This window comes from Streptomyces sp. NPDC059875 (assembly GCF_042731085.1).
In the GTDB taxonomy this organism is placed as follows: Bacteria; Actinomycetota; Actinomycetes; order Streptomycetales; family Streptomycetaceae; genus Streptomyces.
This window is the reverse complement of the sequence record NZ_JBHWJZ010000013.1, coordinates 1-19,070: the sequence shown is the minus strand read 5'-3', so window position 1 is coordinate 19,070 and position 19,070 is coordinate 1. Positions and strand designations below refer to the sequence as shown.

Below are 19,070 nucleotides of genomic sequence, written 5' to 3'. Positions count from 1 at the left end.
CGCCCGCGCCGCGGTACCAGGGACCGTCTATGTGGGGTGCGGCGTGGGGCCTCAGGCCGCCATGCTGTGGAAGCTGCCCGCGACGATGAGGCTGATGGTGCCGATGCCGGTGCGCACGGTGATGGGAGTGTCGCTGCCGGTGGTGCTGGCATTGCCGAGCTGCCCCTGGTCGTTGCCGCCCCAGGCTCTGAGAGTGTCGTCGGACAGGCGCGCCAGGCTGTGGGAGCGGCCGGCGGAGATGCCTCGGACCCTGATGAGGTTGACGACGGTGACGGGGGTGCCGCTGGTGCCGCCGGTGCTGCCGTTGCCGAGCTGGCCGTCGCTGTTGTCGCCCCAGGCTCGGACGGTTTGGTTGGACAGCAGGGCGAGGCTGTGCGAGTCCCCCGCGTCGATGTCTCGGACGCCGGTGAGGTTGACGACGGTGACGGGGGTGCCGCTGGTGCCGCCGGTGCTGCCGTTGCCGAGCTGCCCGGCGCTGTTGTCGCCCCAGGCCTTGACGGTGCCGTTGGACAGCAGAGCGAGGCTGTGGTCGCAGCCGGCGGCGATCGCGGTTACGCCGCTGAGGGGGACGCTGGGGTTGCTGGGGTCGATGACGGTGACAGGAGTGGTGCTGATGGAGCCTGTGGTGCCGTCGCCGAGCTGGCCGGAGAAGTTGTTGCCCCAGGCCTTGACGGTGCCGTTGGACAGCAGGGCAAGGCTGTGGAGGCAGCCGGTGGCAACCGCCGTCACGCCGCTCAGCTCGGGTACCGTGCCGGGCGTGAGGTGGTCGGGGTCGGAGAGGTCGGAGGTGGTGCCGTCGCCGAGCTGCCCGTAGTCGTTGGCGCCCCAGGCCTTGACGGTGCCGTTGGACAGCACGGCCAAGCCGTGAGTGCTTGCGGCGAGGCCGGTGGTGTTGGCGGCGGTCAGTCCGGCCACGGTGACCGGGGTGTGCCGGTTGTCGGTGGTGCCGTCGCCGAGCTGGCCGAAGCCGTTGTAGCCCCAGGACTCGACTCGCTGGACCTGGGCGGCGGCCGGCGGCGCGGCGGGCAACGCCCACGCAGCCAGGGCGGTCAGGACGAGCAGTCCCGTAGACAGGGCAGTTCTCGGTCTGCGCCGTCGTGTTTGGAGCAGTCGCATGTGTCACCTCGGGGTGTGGTGTGGGGATGAGCGGCCGTGTCGGCTGGCTCCTACATGGACTGACCACGGTGATTCATCAAGTGACAGAAGGTGCGGGGCGACACCGACACCGGGGCCGGGTTGCGGCAAACGACTGACCGGCACATCGGCCACACGAGCTCTTGTGGCTGTTCGAGGACGACTTGGGAGGCCCCGTCTACTCGCCTGGAGTGAAGCACGGGGGTGCCGTCCTGGCCGACCCCTGCAGTGACTCTTCCATCGCCCACCCCCGGCCGAGGTGACCAGCCGTCCCTGAGTCTTGGCATACGAGGCCGTCTCGACCGGCCGCCGCCGGCGGCCGACGATCTGCTGGGCGCGGATCGGTGGGACGAGGCACTCGCCATGGAGGAGTGCCGGTAAGAACCGTGTCACCGACAGCCTCGGCGGCGGCCCGCTCGAACTCGACCGACGGACCGGCGGTCGGCGGCGCCGCGGGTGCGTCGTCGAGCGGCCGGCCGTACCGCATCGCCGTGGGGTACGTATCTCGGGGACGTCCCCCGAGACACGTACCTTCGGACGCGCGACAGCCAACCGCCACACTTACTCTTCGAAAGTACCCACAACAGGGTAGTGGTCGGAGAGGTTGGTGTACGTGTACTGCGTGCCCCAGCTGGAGACCGTCCAGGGCGCGCTCTGCTCCAGGACGACGTTGTTCGTCCAGCCCGCCGGGCGTGCGTTGCCCGAGCGGAACAGCACGTAGTCGAGGTCCTCGCGCGGGTCGTCCGGGTAGCGCTCGGAGGCGATCGAGTTCAGCTCGGTGTCGAAGGAGTACGGGTGGCCGGTGCGGGCGTCCGCGCCGGCGAGGCCCGCGTCGCTCAGCATGGTGCCGTACTCGGGCGTCCGGGAGTCCACGTTGAAGTCGCCGGCCACGATGACCTGCTCGTTCGCCGGGATGTTCTTGGCGTCGAGGAAGGCGTCCATCGCCTTGAACTGGCGGCTGCGCATCTGCGCCGCCTCGCCCGCCGAGCAGCCCGGGTCGGTGGACTGGGCGTGGGTGCCGACGACGTGGACCTTGGTGCCGTTCACGTTCAGGACGGTGTAGACGAAGCCCTTGTTCGAGTACCAGTCCGCGCCGCACGCGTCCTTGTAGACGTACTGCTCCTTGCGGACGATCGGCCACTTGCTGAGGATCGTCACGCCGCCGTCCTCCGGCGTCGTCGCGGAGTAGGCGCCGCTGGTGGCGTCCCAGCCGGTCTTGCTGCGACCCATGACCGGGGTCTGGTACGGGTACTGGGCGGCGGAATTCGCCTTGAGGGCGTCGGACGAGGAGTTGTCGAAGGCCTCCTGGATCACGACGACGTCGTGGCCCTGGTAGAAGCCGGCGGCGGGTATCGCCTTGGCCCGGTGGTCCTGTCCCCAGTTCGGGTAGAGCGTCTTGCTGAACAGGAAGGTGTTGTAGCTGAGCACCTTCAGACGGGGGGCCTCGGCGGCCGAGGCCGAGGGGGCTGCCGTGGCGAGGGTCGCGGCGGCGAGCGTCAGGGACAGGGCGGCGCCGGAGGCACGACGGCGGTGTGCGGCGAGCGGCACGGAAACTCCCATGTGTAGGTGGGGGGTTGGAGCGGCGCCGCACATCAAATCAGCCGTAGTTACCTTGCGGTAGCCATTGGATGCCGGGAATCTTGCGCGGTCATGTCAGCACGAACCCGTCGCCTCTCGACGGCCGCGGAAATCGGCCCTTTTCCGAGCAGGTATCATGCGCGCATGACCCTCGCGCAGAATTCGACGATCTTCGACATGGACCTCGGTCCGCTCAACCCCGTCACGGCTGAGCTCATCCTCGGCGTGGTGTTGTTCGCCCTCACCTTCCTCATCCTGGCGAAGGGCATCCTGCCGAAGATCAACCGCACCCTCGCCGAGCGCGACGACGCCATCGCCGGCGGCACCGAGCGCGCCGACGACCTGCGCGCCGAGGCCACGCAGATCCGTGAGCAGTACGAGGCGGAGCTCGCCGAGGCCCGCCACGACGCCGCCCGTATCCGCTCCAAGGCCACCGAGGACGGCACGGCCGCCATCGCCGCCGCCCGCGCCGAGGGTATGCGAGAGCGCGACGCGATCCTGGCCGCCGGTGCCGAGCGCATCGCCGCCGAGCGCGCCGCCGCCGAGCGCGAGCTCTCCGCCGACGTCGACGCCTGGGCTCACGCCCTGGCGGGCCGCATCGTCGGCGAGCCGGTCGGCGCCGACCGCGGCTGACATCCACGCACCATGAGGTCGGGGCCGCGCCCCGGGCTGAGGCCCGGGACGCGGCCCCGACCTCATGTGTGCCTTTTGCCGGAAAAGCCCGGCCGGGGCAGGCTGAGAACGTAAGGAGAGTGCCCCATGACCGGAGCGCAGGAGCCCGCGAGCCCGGAGCGTTCCGCGGCGAGGCCCCATGAGAAGGCCACCGCGCGGCGCGTCGCCGCCGCTCCCGCGCCGCCGCCCGTCGGCGGGGTGCTGTGGAGCGTCGCCGGGGACGTCCGGGGGCTGCTCATGCTGCCCGCCGCGCTCACGCTGCAGGTCGCCCACCCGGCCGTCGGCGCGGGGGTCGACGCGCACTCCGTCTTCCGCACCGACCCCTGGGGCCGCGGCGAGCGCTCGCTGCGCTCCGCCCTGCTCTGGGTGTACGGAGGCGAGGCCGCGGCCGAGGAAGGGCGCCGGCTGCGCGCGCTCCACCGGAACATCCAGGGCGTCGACGCCCACGGCCGCCCCTACCACGCGCTCACCCCCTCGAACTACGCCTGGGTCCACGCCACCGGCTTCCCCGTCTACCACCACGGCTTGCGTCTGCTCCACCGCCCGCTCACCGAGGCCCAGGAACGGCGGCTCTACGCCGAGTGGCTCCAGGTCGGCCGCATCCTCGGCATCCACGACCGGGACATGCCCCAGACGATCGAGGAGTTCTGGCCGTACTACCGCAAGATGCTCGGCGAGCTGGAGGCCACCGTCGTCGTGCGCGAGCTCGTCGCCACCGACCAGCCCGTCCCCCCGCCCGACCGCGGTCCCCTGCCGCTGCGGCTCCTGCTCAAGGCGCTGTGGCCGGTGATCCTGCCGCGCCTCGCCCGCTTCCGCTCCTTCGTCACCGTCGGCCTGCTGCCGCCGGACGCCCGCGAGGCCATCGGCCTGGAGTGGACCGACGAGCAGGAACGACGGCTGCGCCGCTTCGCCCGGATCGTACGGGCCGTTGTGCCCGTACTCCCCGAGCGGCTGCGTTACCTGCCCCTGGCGAGGAGGGCGCGCCGCGAGGCCAGGATCAGCGGATCGGACCGCCGCGAAGCCAGGATCAGCGGGTGAGACCACCGCGCGCGATGACCTCCGCGTACCAGCGCGCGCTGTCCTTCGGCGTACGGCGCTGGCTCGCGAAGTCCACGTGGACGATGCCGAACCGCTTGCCGTAGCCGTACGCCCACTCGAAGTTGTCCAGGAGCGACCACAGGAAGTACCCGCGCACATCGGCGCCGTCGGCGATCGCCCGGTGCACGGCGGCGAGATGAGCGTCGACGTACGCCACCCGCTCCGGGTCGTGGACGTGGCCCTCCGGGTCGGCGTAGTCGTCGTACGCGGCGCCGTTCTCGGTGATCAGCAGCGGGACGCCGGGCAGCTCGTCGCGCAGTCGCATCAGCAGCTCGTGCAGGCCGTCGGCGTCCACCGGCCAGTCCATCGCCGTGCGCGGCCCGGGCGCGGGCAGGAACCGCACCCGGTCGGCCGCACCCGGCCACGGCGACGGGGACTCCGAAGTGCCGGCGGCGACGACGGAGGGGGAGTAGTAGTTGATCCCGAGCGAGTCGATCGGTGTGGAGATCACCTCCAGGTCGCCGTCCCGCACGAAGGACCAGTCCGTGATCGGCTCCGTGTCCTCGACCAGGTCGGCCGGCAGGCGGCCGTGGAAGACCGGGTCGAGGAAGATCCGGTTGCCGACGGCGTCGATGCGGCGGGCCGCGTCCACGTCCTCCGGGGAGTCCGAAAGAGCCCTGATCGCATGGAGGTTGAGGGTGAGCGACAGCTCCGCCGTGGCGGGCACGGACGCGCGCAGGACCCGGGCGGCCAGGCCGTGGGCCAGATTGAGGTGATGGGCGGCGCGCAGCGCGGCCGCGTCGTCGGTACGGCCCGGGGCGTGGACCCCGGAGCCGTAGCCCAGGAAGGCAGCGCACCACGGTTCGTTGAGGGTCGTCCAGGTGGTGACGCGGTCGCCGAGCGCCTCGGCGGCGAGGCCCGCGTACTCGGCGAACCGCTCCGCCGTCGCGCGCTCCGGCCAGCCACCGGCGTCCTCCAACTCCTGAGGCAGATCCCAGTGGTAGAGGGTGGCGACGGGGCGGATCCCGGCTTCGAGCAGCTCGTCGACCAGTCCGCGGTAGAAGTCGAGCCCCTTCTGCACCGCGGGGCCCCGCCCGGTCGGCTGGATCCGGGACCAGGAGAGGGAGAAGCGGTAGTCCGTCAGGCCCAGCTCCCGCATCAGGGCCACGTCCTCGCGCATCCGGTGGTAGTGGTCGGCGGCGATGTCACCCGTGTCGCCGTTGCGCACCTTGCCCGGTGTCCGGCTGAACGTGTCCCAGATGGACGGCGTACGGCCGTCCTCGGCCGCCGCGCCCTCGATCTGGTAGGCGGCGGTGGCCGCGCCCCAGCGGAATCCGTCAGGGAAGAGAGCGTTCATGTACGGAGAACTCCTATGAGAGGAAGGGGAATTCGGGACGGCCTTGAACGGCTCAGCCCTTGACGGCGCCCTGCATGATGCCGCCCACGATCTGGCGGCCGAGCAGACCGAAGACGAGCAGCACCGGCAGCGTGCCGAGCAGGGTGCCCGCCATGATCACGGACTGGTCGTGGACGTAGCCGCCGCCGAGCTGGCGCAGCGCGACCTGGACGGTCGGTTCCTGCGAGGAGAGGGCGATGATCGGCCAGAAGAAGTCGTTCCAGGCGGCCATGAAGGTGAGCAGGCCGAGGACCGCCATCCCGGGCCGGGCGACGGGCACCACGATCGACCAGAAGATCCGGGCGGAGGACGCCCCGTCGACCCGGGCCGCCTCGATCAGTTCGTCCGGCAGCGACTGCACCAGGAACTGGCGCATGAAGAAGACCCCGAAGGCCGAGACGAGACCGGGCAGGATCACCGACTGCAGCTGGTTCACCCAGCCCAGTTCGGCGATCAGCATGAAGAGCGGGATCACCCCGAGCTGCGGCGGGATCATCATCGTGCCGACCGTGATCGCGAGCAGCGCGCCACGGCCGCGGAAGCGCAGCTTGGCGAAGGCGAACCCGGCCAGCGTGCAGCACAGCACGGTGCCGACGGTGATGGAGCCCGAGACCACGAAGGAGTTGAGGAGCGCCGTGCCGATGTCGGCCTCCTCCATGACCGCCTCGAAGTTACGGAAGAGGTTCGGCCCCGGCAGCAGGGTCGGCGGCACCTGCGCGAGCTCGGCGTTGGAACGGCTCGCGGCGACGATCGTCCAGTAGAAGGGAAAGGCGGAGACCAGAACGGCCAGGACGAGGATCGCGTACGTGATCCGGCCCCCGTGGCCCGTACGGCCGGCGACGCGCACGCTCATGCCCGGACCTCCTTCCGTGAACGACGGCGCAGGACAAGGGCGTTGACCCCGACCAGGACGAGAATCAGCAGGAACATCAGCCAGGCGATGGCGGCGGCCCGGCCCAGGTGGAAGAAGCCCCAGCCCTGCTCGTACAGATAGAGCCCGAGGGTCTGGTACTGGTGCGAGATGCCGCCCGAGATCGAGCCCTCGAAGAGCAGCGGCTCACCGAACAGCTGGGTCGCGCCGATGGTGGAGACGACCGTGGTGAAGACGATCGTGGGGCGCAGCCCGGGCAGGGTGACGTGGAAGAACTGCCGCCACCGCGAGGCGCCGTCCATCTCCGCCGCCTCGTACAGCTCAGCGGGGATGGACTGCATCCCGGCGAGATAGATCAGGGCGTTGTACCCGGTCCAGCGCCAGACGACGATCGAGGAGACGGCGATCTGCGAGGCCAGCGTGCCGTTCTGCCAGTCGACGGGGCCGAAACCGACCAGGGAGAGCGCGTAGTTGACGAGCCCGAAGTCCTGGCCGAAGAGCTGGGCGAAGACGAGCGTGGCGGCGGCCACGCTGGTCGCGTACGGCAGCAGCATCGCGGTACGGAAGAAGGTCCGGCCCCGCAGCTTGTAGTTGAGCAGATGCGCGAGGCCGAGCGCCATCGCGAGCTGCGGCACCGTCGACAGGACCCCGATGGTGAAGGTGTTGCGCAGCGCGGTCCAGAAGAACTCGTCGGTGAGCAGCGCCGCGTAGTTGCCGAGGCCGCGCCACTCCATGTCGCCGGGGGTCTGCAACTCGACCCGGTAGAGCGAGACGAACGCGGTGTAGAGGAGGGGGAAGAGACCGAACGCCGCGAACAGGGTGAAGAACGGGGCGAGATAGGCGTACGGGACGAGGGCGCCCCATCTGCGGCGCGCCGCCGTGCGGGTGGACCGGGCCGGCGGCGGCGGGACGGGCGCCGTCGCCGGCCCGGAGGCGGTGAGGGTCACAGTGCGGCCCTTCGGGTCGGGTGCGGAGGGGACGGGTCGGCGGGGCCGATGGGTCGGCGGCCCGCCCCGCGGGTGCCGGGCGGGTGCCCTAGGCGGCGCGGCGCCCGGCAGCGCGAGCAGCAGCTCGGGTGCCGGGGCGGGCCGGGGCCACGGCCGCGGCCCCCGCGCGCGCTCAGCCGATGGCGTTCTCGACGCCCTTCTGCGCGTTCGACCAGGCCTTGTCGGGGCTGGTGCCCTTGCGCTCCACCTCGCTCAGCGCGTTGGTGATCTGATCGGCGACGTTCTTGTCGTGGACCCCCAGCACCTGCACCGGAGCCGCCTTGGCCGCGTCGCCGAAGATCTGGCCGATCGGCGCACCGGAGAAGTACGGGTCCGTCGCCGACGCGACCTGGGCGATGGCGTCGGTGGAGGAGGGGAAGTTCCCCTGCTTCGTGAAGAGCGTGGCCTGCTGCTCGGGGGCGGTGAGCCACTTGATCAGCTCGTACGCCTCCTTCTTGTGCTTCGCCGCGCGCGGTACGGAGAGATAGGAGCCGCCCCAGTTCCCGGCGCTGCCGGGCAGCTTGGCGATGTCCCACTTGCCCTTGCCCGCGTCGCCGGCCTGGCCCTTGATGTAGCCGAGCATCCACGCGGGGCAGGGGAGCGTCGCGAAGGAGCCGGTGGAGAACGCCTGGTTCCACTGCGGCGACCACTGGTCGAGCTTGGCGCTCAGGCCTTCCTCCGCGGCCTTCGCCGAGGTCTCCCAGGCCGTCTTCACAGCCGGGTTGTCGGCGTAGATCAGCGTGCCCGAGGCGTCGTAGTACCGCTCCTTCTCCTGACCGATCATGACCGTGAACAGGCTGCCGACGCTGTCCATCCAGGCACTCTTGGCCGGGGCCTTGGCCTTGTACTGCCGGCCGAGTTCCAGATAGCCGTCCCAGGTGGACCACTTCTGCGCCAACTCGGCGCGGTCGGTGGGGAGTCCGGCCTGCTTGAAGAGGTCCGTGCGGTAGCAGATCGCCTCGGGCCCGACGTCCGTGCCGAGGCCGAGCACCTTGCCGTCCTTGGTGGTCGCGGCGGACCACTTGGCGTCGGCGAACTCGCCCTTCAGGCTCTCCGCGCCGTATTTCGTCAGGTCCTCGAACTTGTCCGCCTGCTGCTGCGTGACCGAGGCGATCCGGCCGACCTCGATGCCCTGGACGTCGGCGAGTCCGCCCCCGCCGGCCAGCCGGGTCTGGAGCGACTTCCAGTAGTCCTGCTCGTCCTCGGTGTCGGTCTGCTTGATGGTGACGTTCGGGTGGAGCTTCTCGTACGCGGCGTACAGCCCGGCCTCCTTGAAGCCGAAGGCGCCGTAGAGGTCGACGGTGATCGTGACCTTGCCGCCCGCGCCGTCGGAGGCGCCGGATCCACCGGGTCCGCAGGCGGCGAGCAGGGCGCCGGTGAGAACGACGGCGCCCAGACGGACGGCGGTCGTTCTGGCGGCTCGGGCAGTGGGCATGGGAAGCCTCCGTCGTGAGAGCGCTCTCAGGAATGCGTCAGGAGCGTGCCTTCCCGGCGAGGTTCCCGTCAAGAGTCGAACGCGTAACAGCTCGATTTACCGGGGCAGTTCGCCCCGGACTTCAAGGCCCTTACGCGGAGTTCCGGTGCGCGATCCTCACGCGGAGGCGCGCCGGACCAGCTCGGTCGGCGTGATCACGGGCTCGGCGACGCCCGCGCCGTCGAGAGTGCGCATCAGGAGCCGTACCATCAACCGGCCCATGCCCTCGATGTCCTGACGGACCGTCGTGAGCGGGGGATCGGTCGCCTCGGCCACCGGCAGCATGTCGTCGAAGCCGACCAGTGCCACGTCCTCCGGCACCCGGCGGCCGTGCTCGCGCAGTACCCGCAGCGCACCCGAGGCCATCAGGTCGTTGGCCGCGAACACGGCGTCCAGGTCGGGGCGGCGGGTCAGCAGCTCGCTCATCGCCCGGGCCCCGCTCTCCTTCGTGAACGCCCCTTCGGCCACCAGGTCGGGCCCGGCGTCCGGCAGCTCGTCGCGGTACCCGTCGAGGCGGTCGAGCGCGGAGGTCTGGTCGCGCGGGCCGGTGATGTGCGCGATGTTCCGGCGGCCGAGCGCGCGCAGATGGCGCACGGCGGCGCGGGCTCCGCCACGGTTGTCGCAGTCGACGTACGGCACCGGCGGCTCGTCCGCCGGTCCGGTCCAGCCCGGGCGTCCGCCGAAGACCGTGGGCACCTGGACGCGTCGGACGATCTCGGGCAGTTGATCGTCGTTGTGGAGCGAGAAGGCAAGCGCTCCGTCGACATGGCCGCCCCCGAGATAGCGCGCGATCCGCTCGTGATCGCCCGGGCCCTCCACCCACAACAGGACCAACTGGGCGTCGTGCGCCGTGAGTTCGCGGCTGATCCCACGCACTTGCTGCTCGAAGAACGGGTCGGAGAAGATCCGGAACTCGGGCTCGGCGATGATCACGGCGACGGCTCCGTTGCGCCGGGTCACCAGCGTCCGCGCCGCGTGGTTGGGGATGTAGCCGAGCTCCTCGACGGCCTCGCGCACCTTCTCGGCCAGGGCCTCGCGGACCCCGGCCCCGCCGTTGACGACACGGGACACCGTCGCCCGGGACACCCCGGCGCGCGCGGCGACGGCTTCCAGGGTCGGGCGCGTCCCGGACGTCGTCGACTCGCTCAAGGGTGGCTCCTCACGGGCACGGTGGGTGACGGTGTTGACAGCGTCGAGGGTATCCGGTGGCGGGACCGGCGGGCCCGCCCGGGGAAAGCGCTCTCGCGGGCCCGGTCCCCGCCGCTCAGGGAGCCGACGGTCGGTCCGCGCCGCCTCAGGGCGCCTACGGTCGGTCCCCGCCGCCCCAGGGCGTCGACGGTCGGTCCGCGCCGCGCAGGGCGCCGACGGTCGGTCCGCGCCACTCAGGGCTTCGGCCCGTCGGTCGCGCCGCCTCAGCGCGTCCGCCGCAGCACCTCCACGTTCGCGAGCGCGCGGTGACGGTCGTGGGCCGCCGCGATCTCCGCGAGGGCCGGGCGGCCGAGCTCCCGGTAGGCCAGGGCCAGCAGCTCGCGCGCGTACCCCTCGCGCTCCGGCTCGCCGTACGACGCCCAGTGCAGGTCCCGCCCGAGCACCAGCGCTTCCGCCGGATCGCCTGCGGCGGCCCGCCGCAGGGCCTCGTCGCGGGCAGCCCGCACAGCTTCCGCGTCCTCGAACAGCTTCTCCATGAACGTGCCGAAGCGGTACTCGTCCGCCGCGCCAAGCGGCGGGCGGTCGAGCGCCGTCGCCCCGGACACCAGAGCGCCTGCACCGTCCAGGGTCGTGATCCGGTCCGTGTCGACGGCCGGCCGACGACGCTCGTACGCCTCGGAGTACGCGAGCCCCGTCTCCGTACGCTCCCCGGTCTCGAAGCCCGTCAGGGCCACCCGCAGGCGCCCGACACCCTCGAGCCGCTCCTGCACGTCCTCCCCGTCGGCCACCATGTCCGCGAGGTCGCGCTCCGCCGACTCGATCTGCGCCCGCACTGCCTCCAGCGGGGTGTGGTGGCGGCGCTCGATGTCGCCGCCGTCGTTGGTCCAGTACGAGGCGACTCCGTCGCAGCCGCGCCCGTCGTCGGACCAGAGCCCGAAATGGAGCCCGTCCGTCCCACCGTGCAGAAAGGTGAGGAACTCCGGCGGATCGCGGTAATACCGCCCGTGCACCCGGATGTCGAGACCCTCGCCGGGGAGCGCCGAGGGATCCGCGAACAGGTCCATGACGCCGTACGGCGCGAGTTCCAGGTCCCGCATCGCCCGCTCCTCGGCCGGCCCGAGGGAGGCGAGGAAGTCCAGGAACCGGAAGAAGGAGCGGGGCAGTTCGAGCCCCCACGCCGCATCGACCCGTCGCGCGACGGCCTCCCGTACCACCGGATCGCCGTACCGCTCCACGCCCATGACCGTCCTCCGCTCCCGCTCCGTCCGGCCGCGAGCCTAACCGGGACACGGACGCGCGCCCTGCCCCGCCCCTTCAGGGCGACGGCAGGGCGCGCGGTGCGGCGTCAGTGCTCGTCGTGCTCGTGGATCGTGTTCGTCTCCGCGATCTTCTTCCAGGACTTCGGCTCGACCGGCTTCGCCGTGGGCGCCGTGTCCGCTCCCGCGGACCGAGCCGACAGCCCGGCCTCCGCCGCCGTCGACGACGCCGGCTTCACCGGCTGGTACAGCCAGGTGTCGAAGAGAGCGGCCAGCGGCTTGCCCGAGACACGCTCCGCGTACGAGACGAAGTCGGCGACCTTGGCGTTGCCGTACGCGAACTCCGTCGGCCAGCCCTTCAGGATCGCGAAGAAGTCCTCGTCGCCGATCTCGTTGCGCAGCGCCTGGAGCGCCAGTGCGCCCCGGTCGTACACGGCGATGTGGAACTGGTTCTCCGGCCCCGGGTCACCCGGCTCGACCTTCCAGAACGGGTCCTCGGCCCTGCGGGTCTCGTAGACGTAGTCGGCCAGTTCCTGGGCCGTGCCCTCGCCCTCCTTCTCCGACCACAGCCACTGGCTGTAGCGGGCGAAGCCCTCGTTGACCCAGATGTCCTTCCAGTGGTCGACCGAGACGCTGTCGCCGTACCACTGGTGCGCCAGCTCGTGGACGACCACCGACACGTTCGCCCCGTTGGCGAACTGCCGCGGGCTGTAGAACGGCCGGGTCTGCGTCTCCAGGGCGTAGCCGCTGGTCACGTTGGGGACGTAGCCGCCCAGCGCGTTGAAGGGGTACGGCCCGAAGACCTCCTCCAGCCACTCCGCGACCTCGGTCGTCCGCTCGATCGACGCCCGCGCCGCACCCGCGTTGTCGCCGAGGTCCTTGCTGTACGCGTTGAGGACCGGGAGCCCGTTCGCCGTCTTGTCGGTGGTGATGTCGAACCTGCCGACCGCCAGCGTGGCCAGATAGGTCGCCTGGGGCTTGTTGGAACGCCAGTTGTAGCGCGTCCAGCCGAGCCTCGAGGACTGCGACTGCAGCACGCCGTTGCTGATCGCCTGCGTGCCGTCCGGTACGGAGACCGAGACGTCGAACGTCGCCTTGTCCAGGGGGTGGTCGTTGGACGGGAACCACCACGCGGCCGAGTCCGGTTCCTGGGCGGCGACACCGCCGTCGGGGGTGCGGTGCCAGGCGGTCCAGCCGCCGATCTTCACCTCGGAGGGCTTGCCCGCGTACCGCACGACGACCGAGATCGTACGGTTCTTCTCCAGCGGGGTCGCCGGAGTGATCTCCAGCTCCTGCTCGCCGGTCGTGGTGAACCGCGCCTTCTTGCCGTTCACCCGCACCTCGCTCACCTTGAGCCCGAGGTCGAGGTTGAAGCGGGAGAGGTTCTGGGTGGTCGTGGCGAGGATTGTCGCCGTGCCCTCCAGGAGGTCGGTCGCGGGCTGGTACTTCAGCCGCAGGTCGTAGTGGGAGACGTCGTATCCGCCGTTGCCACTGGCCGGGTAGTAGGGATCGCCGATGCCCGATGCGCCCGGCGCGTAGTCGGCGGCCGATGCCGGGATCGCCAGCAGGAGAGAGGCCGCGAGCGCGCTCGGAACGACAAGTCTGCGGTGCACGAGAGCTCCAAGTCAGTAAGAAGCACGAATGGTCTTCGGTCCTTATCGACACTATTCAGGACCATGACGCTGCGTCATGTCCAGGGCCCCACCTGTCACACGATCGCCATGCGGCCGAAATGCGTGATCGGGCCCCTGTCGATGTCTTCCTGCTCCCGACTGCACTCTTTTGCTCGGGAGTTGACCGGGGTACGTTCCGCCCCATGCCGATACCTGTGCGGAGAACCCGCAGAGCCCGTCTGTCGTGCAGAACCCTGGTGGCGGCCGCCGCGGCCGCCGTGATGGCCGCGCTCGTGTCCCCGACCGGGGCTCAGGCGCAGGCCCCCGTACGGGAGTCGCAGCCCGTCCACTCCTACGCCGACGCGATCCGCGAGTCCGTCTGGGTGGACACCGGCCTCGACGGCGACGGCGACGGCCGCACCGACCGGGTCGCCGCCGACATCGTCCGGCCCCGGGAGCCCGCCGCCGCGGGCCGGAAGATCCCGGTCATCATGGACGCCAGCCCGTACTACGCCTGTTGCGGACGTGGCAACGAAGGCCAGAAGAAGACGTACGACGCGGCAGGGAACCCCGTCCAGTTCCCGCTCTTCTACGACAACTACTTCGTTCCCCGTGGGTACGCCTTCGTCGCCGTCGATCTCGCCGGCACCAACCGCTCGGACGGCTGCGACGACGTCGGCGGGCGCTCCGACGTCCAGTCCGCCAAGGCCGTCGTCGACTGGCTGAACGGCCGGGCCCGCGGATACACCACCCGTACCGGCTCCGACCGGGCCCGGGCCACCACCTGGTCCACCGGCAAGGTCGGCATGATCGGCAAGAGCTGGGACGGGACCATCGCCAACGGCGTCGCCGCGACCGGCGTCGAGGGCCTGGAGACCATCGTGCCGATCGGCGCGATCTCCTCCTGGTACGACTACTTCCACTCTCAGGGCGCGCCGCTCTACAACGCCAACCCGAGCTGGCTCTCCGAGTACGTCAACAGTCCCGAGGCGAACGCCCGTTGCGGCGCCGTTCAGGAGCGCATCACCGCCGCCACCCCGTACAGCGGCGACTGGACCCGCGCCTGGAGCGAGCGCGACCACGTCCAGGACGCGGGCCAGGTGAAGGCCAGCGTCTTCGTCGTGCACGGGCAACAGGACCTCAACGTCCGCGCCAACCAGTTCGGCCAGTGGTGGGACGCCCTCGCCGCGCACGGCGTCGAGCGCAAGATCTGGCTCTCGCAGACCGGCCACGTCGACCCCTTCGACTTCCGCCGCGCCGACTGGGTCCGCACCCTGCACCGCTGGTTCGACCACTACCTCCTCGGCTACGAGAACGGCATCGACCGCGAGCCGATGGCCGACATCGAGCGCGCCCCGGACCGGTGGACCACCGACCGGGTCTGGCCGCCGCGCGCCACCGAGACCACCACCCTGCGCCCGGGCACGGGGACCGCGCCCGGCGTCGGCACCCTCGGCCGCACCCCCGCCGCACCCGGCGCCACGGAGACCTTCACCGACGACCCGGGCCTGGGCGAGATCGACTGGGCCGCGCGGATCGACGAGTCGACCCCCGCCAAGGCCGGGTTCGTCACCCGGCCGCTCGGTCGCGACCTGCGGCTCTCCGGCTCCTCCACGGTGACGGTCACGGCCACCCCGACGACCGCGACCGCTCATCTGACGGCCGTCCTCGTCGACCTCGGCCCGGACACGATCCGGGACTACGCGGCGGCCGGCGAAGGCATCACCACGCTCACCGAGCGCTCGTGCTGGGGCGCGAGCACGAGCGGCGACAGCGCCTGCTTCAAGGAGACCAAGGCCCGTACGGCAGACGTGGACTTCACGGTCGTCAGCCGCGGCTGGGCGGATCTGGGCACCTGGGCGAACCCCTCGAAGGGCCGGCTGCTGACCCCCGGCAGGGCGTACACGATGACGCTGAAGCTGGCGGCCACCGACCACGTCGTCCCGGCCGGGCACCGGCTCGCGCTGATCGTCGGCGGTACCGACAAGGACCTGCTCGACCCTCCGTCCGCCACGCCGACGATCACCCTCGATCTCGCCCGTACCTCTGCCAAACTGCCCCTGGTCGGCGGCTCCGAGGCCTTCAGCCGGGCGACGGCCGGCACGGACGCCGCGCGCTCGGCGCCCACCACCGGCCGCCTGACCGGCGTCGGACACCCGCGCTCGGGCCACCCCATCCCCGGAGAGGTTCGATGACGCGCACCCCGCACCCCCGCTCCCGGCGCACACTCGCCCTCATGGCCGGCGTCGCCGCCCTCGGCCTCCCGCTCGTCGCCGTCCCCGCGGAGGCCGCCGGCACGGCGGCCCCCGCGTCGCCCCCGAGGACGGGCTTCGAACGGAGCGGGGGCGCCCGGTGGACCAGCGAGCCGGAGGAAACCGCGTTCCTCGCCGCCGTCGACCGGGGCAGCGACCGTGTCTCGGTGCGCACCATCGGCACGACGAAGCAGGGGCGCCCGCTCCGGCTCGCCACCGTGGGCGCGGCCGACGCCGGCACCACCGTGCTGCTGGTCTGCAGCCAGCACGGTGACGAGCCGTCGGGCCGGGAGGCCTGCCTCACCACCGTGCGGGACCTGGCGTACGCCCGGGACCCGGACACCCTCCCCCTACGCCCCGGGGGCGTGGGGGTACCCCCAGGCTTCCTCTCCCGCACCACCGTCCTCGTCGTTCCCTCCGCCAACCCGGACGGGCGCGAGGCCGACACCCGCGGCAACGCCGACGGCGTCGACGTCAACCGCGACCACATCGCCCTGCAGACCGCCGAGGGCCGCGCGTTGGCCGCCCTCATCCGCGACCGCCGCCCGGAGGTGGTCCACGACCTGCACGAGTACGGCGGGACCTCGCCCCACTACGACAAGGACCTGCTCGCGCTCTGGCCCCGCAACCTGAACACCGACGCCCGCGTGCACGACGAGGCCCACACCCTGTCGGAGTCCTACGTCCGGCCGTCGGCCGGGGCCGCCGGCTTCAGCAGCGGCATCTACGGCATCTGGACCGATCCGCTCACCGGCAAGCCGATCAAGCAGGTCGCGGGCGACGGTCAGGAGCGGATCCTGCGCAACACGGCCGGCGTCAAGCACTCCGTCGGCCTGCTCGTCGAGACCCGCGTCGAGGCCCTGACCGATGCCGAGAAGGACGACACCGCCCGTAACCAGCGGCGCCGCGTCACCACCCAACTCGCGGCGCTGAAGGGTGCCTTCGCCTACGTCGACGAGCGGCGCGGACGGCTGGGCGCGGTCACGGCGGCGGCGCGGCACACGGGGTTCGCCGACCGAGGCCCGGTGCTGCTCGGCGGCGCCGACAACGACCCGGCCGAGCCCGCCGAGACGATCCAGGATCCGCCCTGCGGCTACCGCCTGGACCGGGTGCAGTACGCCGAGTTCGGCGACGAGCTCGCCCTGCACGGGATCACGGTCCGGCGGGACGGCGACGGGGTTCTCGTACCCCTGCGGCAGTCGCAGCGCGCGCTCGTTCCGCTGTTGCTGGACGGCAGAGCGACCTACCGCCTCACCACCGGTCGGCCCGTGGAGGTCTGCTGACGGGCTGAGTTGGTCCCCGGAGAATCGCGTCGCATGTGGTACTGCCTTACGGGAGTGAGTTCAGTTCGTCCCGTAATGCCGTGAAAGGTGCCACCTGTGTCGCAGGAAGATCAGAGAAGGGGCGGCCGCGGAGGCGGCGGCGATCGGGGAGGTCGGGAGGGGCTGCCGGTGACGGCGGACCTCCCCGGCCGGCCCGGGCACGGCCACCGCGCCCGCACCGACCGGATCGTGTTCGGTGTCACCGCCGTCCTGACCGTGGCCTTCGTGATCTGGGGTGCCACGGCCACGGACAGCCTGGAGACCGCCTCCAGCGATCTTCTCGACGGCCTGATCCGTAACGGCGGCTGGGCGTTCATGCTCGCCGCCTCCGGCTTCGTCGTCTTCGCGCTGTGGCTGGCGATCAGCCGCTACGGCCGCATCACCCTCGGCCAGGAGAACGAGGGGCCGGAGTTCCGGACCGTCTCGTGGATCGCGATGATGTTCAGCGCGGGCATGGGCATCGGCCTGATGTTCTACGGGGTGAGCGAGCCGCTCGCGCACTACGGCACCCCGCCGCCCGGCACGCACCCCGTCGACTCGGCCGAGCGGATGCAGACCGCGATGGCCACCACGCTCTTCCACTGGACGCTCCACCCCTGGGCGATCTACGCCGTCGTCGGCCTCGCCATCGCGTACTCCACCTTCCGGCGGCGCCGGCGGCAGACCATCAGTGCCGTCTTCGTCCCGCTGATGGGGGAGCGACGGGCGTACGGCGGTCCCGGCCGGGTCATCGACATCCTGGCCATCTTCGCGACCCTGTTCGGCTCGGCCGCGTCGCTCGGCCTCGGGGCGCTGCAGATCGGCGGGGGAGTCGAGGAGTTGGGATGGATGGAGAAGACGGGCACCGGACTGCTCGTCGGCATCATCGCCGTCCTGACCGTCGCCTTCGTCCTCTCCGCCGTCTCCGGCGTCGAGAAGGGCATCCAGTGGCTCTCCAACACCAACATGGTGCTCGCCCTGGTGCTCGCCCTCTTCGTCTTCATCGCGGGCCCGACCATCGTCGTGCTCGATCTGCTGCCCACCTCGATCGCCGCCTACATCGGCGACCTGCCGCAGCTGGCCGGCCGCACGGAGGCGACCAGCGGTGACAACATCCACGAGTGGCTGGGGAGTTGGACGGTCTTCTACTGGGCGTGGTGGATCTCCTGGACGCCCTTCGTCGGCATGTTCATCGCCCGGATCAGCCGGGGCCGGACGATCCGTCAGTTCGTCGGCGGGGTCATTCTCGTGCCGAGCGCGGTGAGCCTGGTCTGGTTCGCCGTCTTCGGTGGCACGGCGATGAAGCTGAGCGAGGAGGGCCGGCTGCCGGAGGAGAGCACTCCCGAGGGCCAACTCTTCGGTGTGCTCCAGGAGTTCCCCCTCACCGGAACCATGAGCCTGATCGTGATGATCCTCGTCGGCATCTTCTTCGTCTCCGGCGCGGACGCCGCCTCGATCGTCATGGGCACGCTGTCGCAGCGCGGCTCCTTCGAACCGACGCGCCCCGTGGTCGTGTTCTGGGGTGTGCTGACCGGAGCGGTCGCCGCCATCATGCTCCTCATCGGCGACGGCCAGGGGGACGCCCTCGCGGGTCTGCAGAACCTCACGATCCTCGTGGCGGCGCCGTTCGTGCTCGTGATGATCGGCATGTGCGTGGCGCTGATGCGGGACCTGCGCAAGGACCCGCTGATCGTCCGCGGCGAAGTCGGGGTGGAGGTGGTCGAACTCGCCGTGATCGCGGGCCACGAGAAGTACGACGGCGACTTCGAACTGCGGATCGGCCCCGGTACCAGTACGCCGGCTGACGGGAGTTGATCGCTGTGGGTTAAGGTTACCGGCCGGTATTGACCATGCCTCGTGGGGGTCCCCCGGCCGAGGGTTGGGGGAGGGGCCCCACGGCCCGGAAGTTGGAGAGCACCATGACGTACGCGAAGCCGCTGCGCCGCACCCTGACCGCCCTCACCGCGACGACGCTGCTGGCCGGGGGCCTGCTGCTCGGTCAGACGGTGACCGCCGAGCCCGCGCACGCGGCCGGCAAGGAGGTCGTCTGCAACGTGAGCAAGATGCGCCAGCAGTCGGCCGACCTCCGCGCGAAGGCCGCCAAGCTCCAGCGCCTCGGCGCCACGGCCGAGGCCCGCAAGGCCCGCGCCCAGGCCGACGCCCTGGACCGCAAGATCCGCAACTGCGTCGACGCCGACGACAACAACCCCAAGCCCTGGAACTGACCCCCACAGGCCCGGGGGGGGGGGGGGGGGGCGGGGGGGGGGGGGGGGGCGGGGCCGGGGGACGCCGGGGGCCGGGGCGCCGGGGGGTTGAAAAAAGGAGAGGGGGCCCGAGCAAGGGGGGGGTT

The 19,070-nt window shown here is 71.3% G+C and carries 15 protein-coding genes; 6 read left to right on the top strand and 9 right to left on the bottom strand.

Annotation, left to right across the window (positions count from 1 at the left end; translation table 11 throughout):
- Positions 1-51: 51 nt before the first annotated feature.
- Together ACFV9D_RS17690 and sph are read right to left on the bottom strand one after the other, a co-directional pair.
- Positions 52-1,116 (bottom strand): RCC1 domain-containing protein, encoded by a 1,065-nt coding sequence (locus ACFV9D_RS17690; protein ID WP_385146438.1) that lies wholly within the window; start codon positions 1,114-1,116, stop codon positions 52-54.
- Between the two features lie 579 nt (positions 1,117-1,695).
- A complete protein-coding gene (gene sph, locus ACFV9D_RS17685) occupies positions 1,696-2,694 on the bottom strand; it encodes a sphingomyelin phosphodiesterase (protein WP_385146436.1) in 999 nt (332 codons plus the stop codon).
- A gap of 162 nt (positions 2,695-2,856) precedes the next feature.
- Here sph and ACFV9D_RS17680 point away from each other — a divergent pair, with 162 nt between their 5' ends.
- A complete protein-coding gene (locus ACFV9D_RS17680) occupies positions 2,857-3,345 on the top strand; it encodes a hypothetical protein (protein ID WP_385146434.1) in 489 nt (162 codons plus the stop codon).
- A gap of 126 nt (positions 3,346-3,471) precedes the next feature.
- Complete coding sequence (locus ACFV9D_RS17675) at positions 3,472-4,422, top strand: oxygenase MpaB family protein (RefSeq protein ID WP_385146432.1); 951 nt, start codon at positions 3,472-3,474, stop codon at positions 4,420-4,422.
- On the opposite strand, the gene ACFV9D_RS17670 is transcribed toward ACFV9D_RS17675, so the two are convergent.
- The 7 genes from ACFV9D_RS17670 to ACFV9D_RS17640 form a co-directional block, all read right to left on the bottom strand.
- Positions 4,412-5,779, bottom strand: a complete 1,368-nt coding sequence (locus ACFV9D_RS17670; protein ID WP_385146430.1) for a GH1 family beta-glucosidase — start codon at positions 5,777-5,779, stop codon at positions 4,412-4,414. The two genes, ACFV9D_RS17675 and ACFV9D_RS17670, sit on opposite strands and share 11 nt — an antisense overlap.
- Before the next feature lie 52 nt (positions 5,780-5,831).
- Complete coding sequence (locus tag ACFV9D_RS17665; RefSeq protein ID WP_385146428.1) at positions 5,832-6,671, bottom strand: carbohydrate ABC transporter permease; 840 nt, start codon at positions 6,669-6,671, stop codon at positions 5,832-5,834.
- On the bottom strand, positions 6,668-7,636 hold the full coding sequence (locus ACFV9D_RS17660) for a carbohydrate ABC transporter permease (RefSeq protein ID WP_385146426.1): 969 nt from the start codon (positions 7,634-7,636) through the stop codon (positions 6,668-6,670). Before ACFV9D_RS17660 ends, ACFV9D_RS17665 begins: the two co-directional genes overlap by 4 nt.
- Before the next feature lie 172 nt (positions 7,637-7,808).
- Positions 7,809-9,110, bottom strand: a complete 1,302-nt coding sequence (locus ACFV9D_RS17655; protein WP_385146424.1) for an ABC transporter substrate-binding protein — start codon at positions 9,108-9,110, stop codon at positions 7,809-7,811.
- A gap of 156 nt (positions 9,111-9,266) precedes the next feature.
- A complete protein-coding gene (locus tag ACFV9D_RS17650; RefSeq protein ID WP_385146422.1) occupies positions 9,267-10,298 on the bottom strand; it encodes a LacI family DNA-binding transcriptional regulator in 1,032 nt (343 codons plus the stop codon).
- A 263-nt stretch (positions 10,299-10,561) separates the two neighbouring features.
- The gene (locus tag ACFV9D_RS17645) at positions 10,562-11,539 is read right to left on the bottom strand and encodes an ADP-ribosylation family protein (RefSeq protein ID WP_385146420.1); all 978 of its coding nucleotides are present in this window, start codon (positions 11,537-11,539) and stop codon (positions 10,562-10,564) included.
- 104 nt (positions 11,540-11,643) lie between these two features.
- A complete protein-coding gene (locus ACFV9D_RS17640; protein WP_385146418.1) occupies positions 11,644-13,167 on the bottom strand; it encodes a M1 family metallopeptidase in 1,524 nt (507 codons plus the stop codon).
- A gap of 203 nt (positions 13,168-13,370) precedes the next feature.
- On the opposite strand from ACFV9D_RS17640, the gene ACFV9D_RS17635 reads away from it, so the two are divergent.
- From ACFV9D_RS17635 to ACFV9D_RS17620, 4 genes are all read left to right on the top strand, one after another.
- A complete protein-coding gene (locus tag ACFV9D_RS17635; RefSeq protein ID WP_385146416.1) occupies positions 13,371-15,362 on the top strand; it encodes a Xaa-Pro dipeptidyl-peptidase in 1,992 nt (663 codons plus the stop codon).
- A complete protein-coding gene (locus tag ACFV9D_RS17630; protein ID WP_385146414.1) occupies positions 15,359-16,702 on the top strand; it encodes a M14 family metallocarboxypeptidase in 1,344 nt (447 codons plus the stop codon). Before ACFV9D_RS17635 ends, ACFV9D_RS17630 begins: the two co-directional genes overlap by 4 nt.
- 168 nt (positions 16,703-16,870) lie before the next feature.
- The gene (locus ACFV9D_RS17625) at positions 16,871-18,535 is read left to right on the top strand and encodes a BCCT family transporter (RefSeq protein ID WP_385146412.1); all 1,665 of its coding nucleotides are present in this window, start codon (positions 16,871-16,873) and stop codon (positions 18,533-18,535) included.
- A 104-nt stretch (positions 18,536-18,639) separates the two neighbouring features.
- Positions 18,640-18,945, top strand: a complete 306-nt coding sequence (locus tag ACFV9D_RS17620) for a hypothetical protein (protein WP_385146410.1) — start codon at positions 18,640-18,642, stop codon at positions 18,943-18,945.
- Positions 18,946-19,070: the final 125 nt, after the last annotated feature.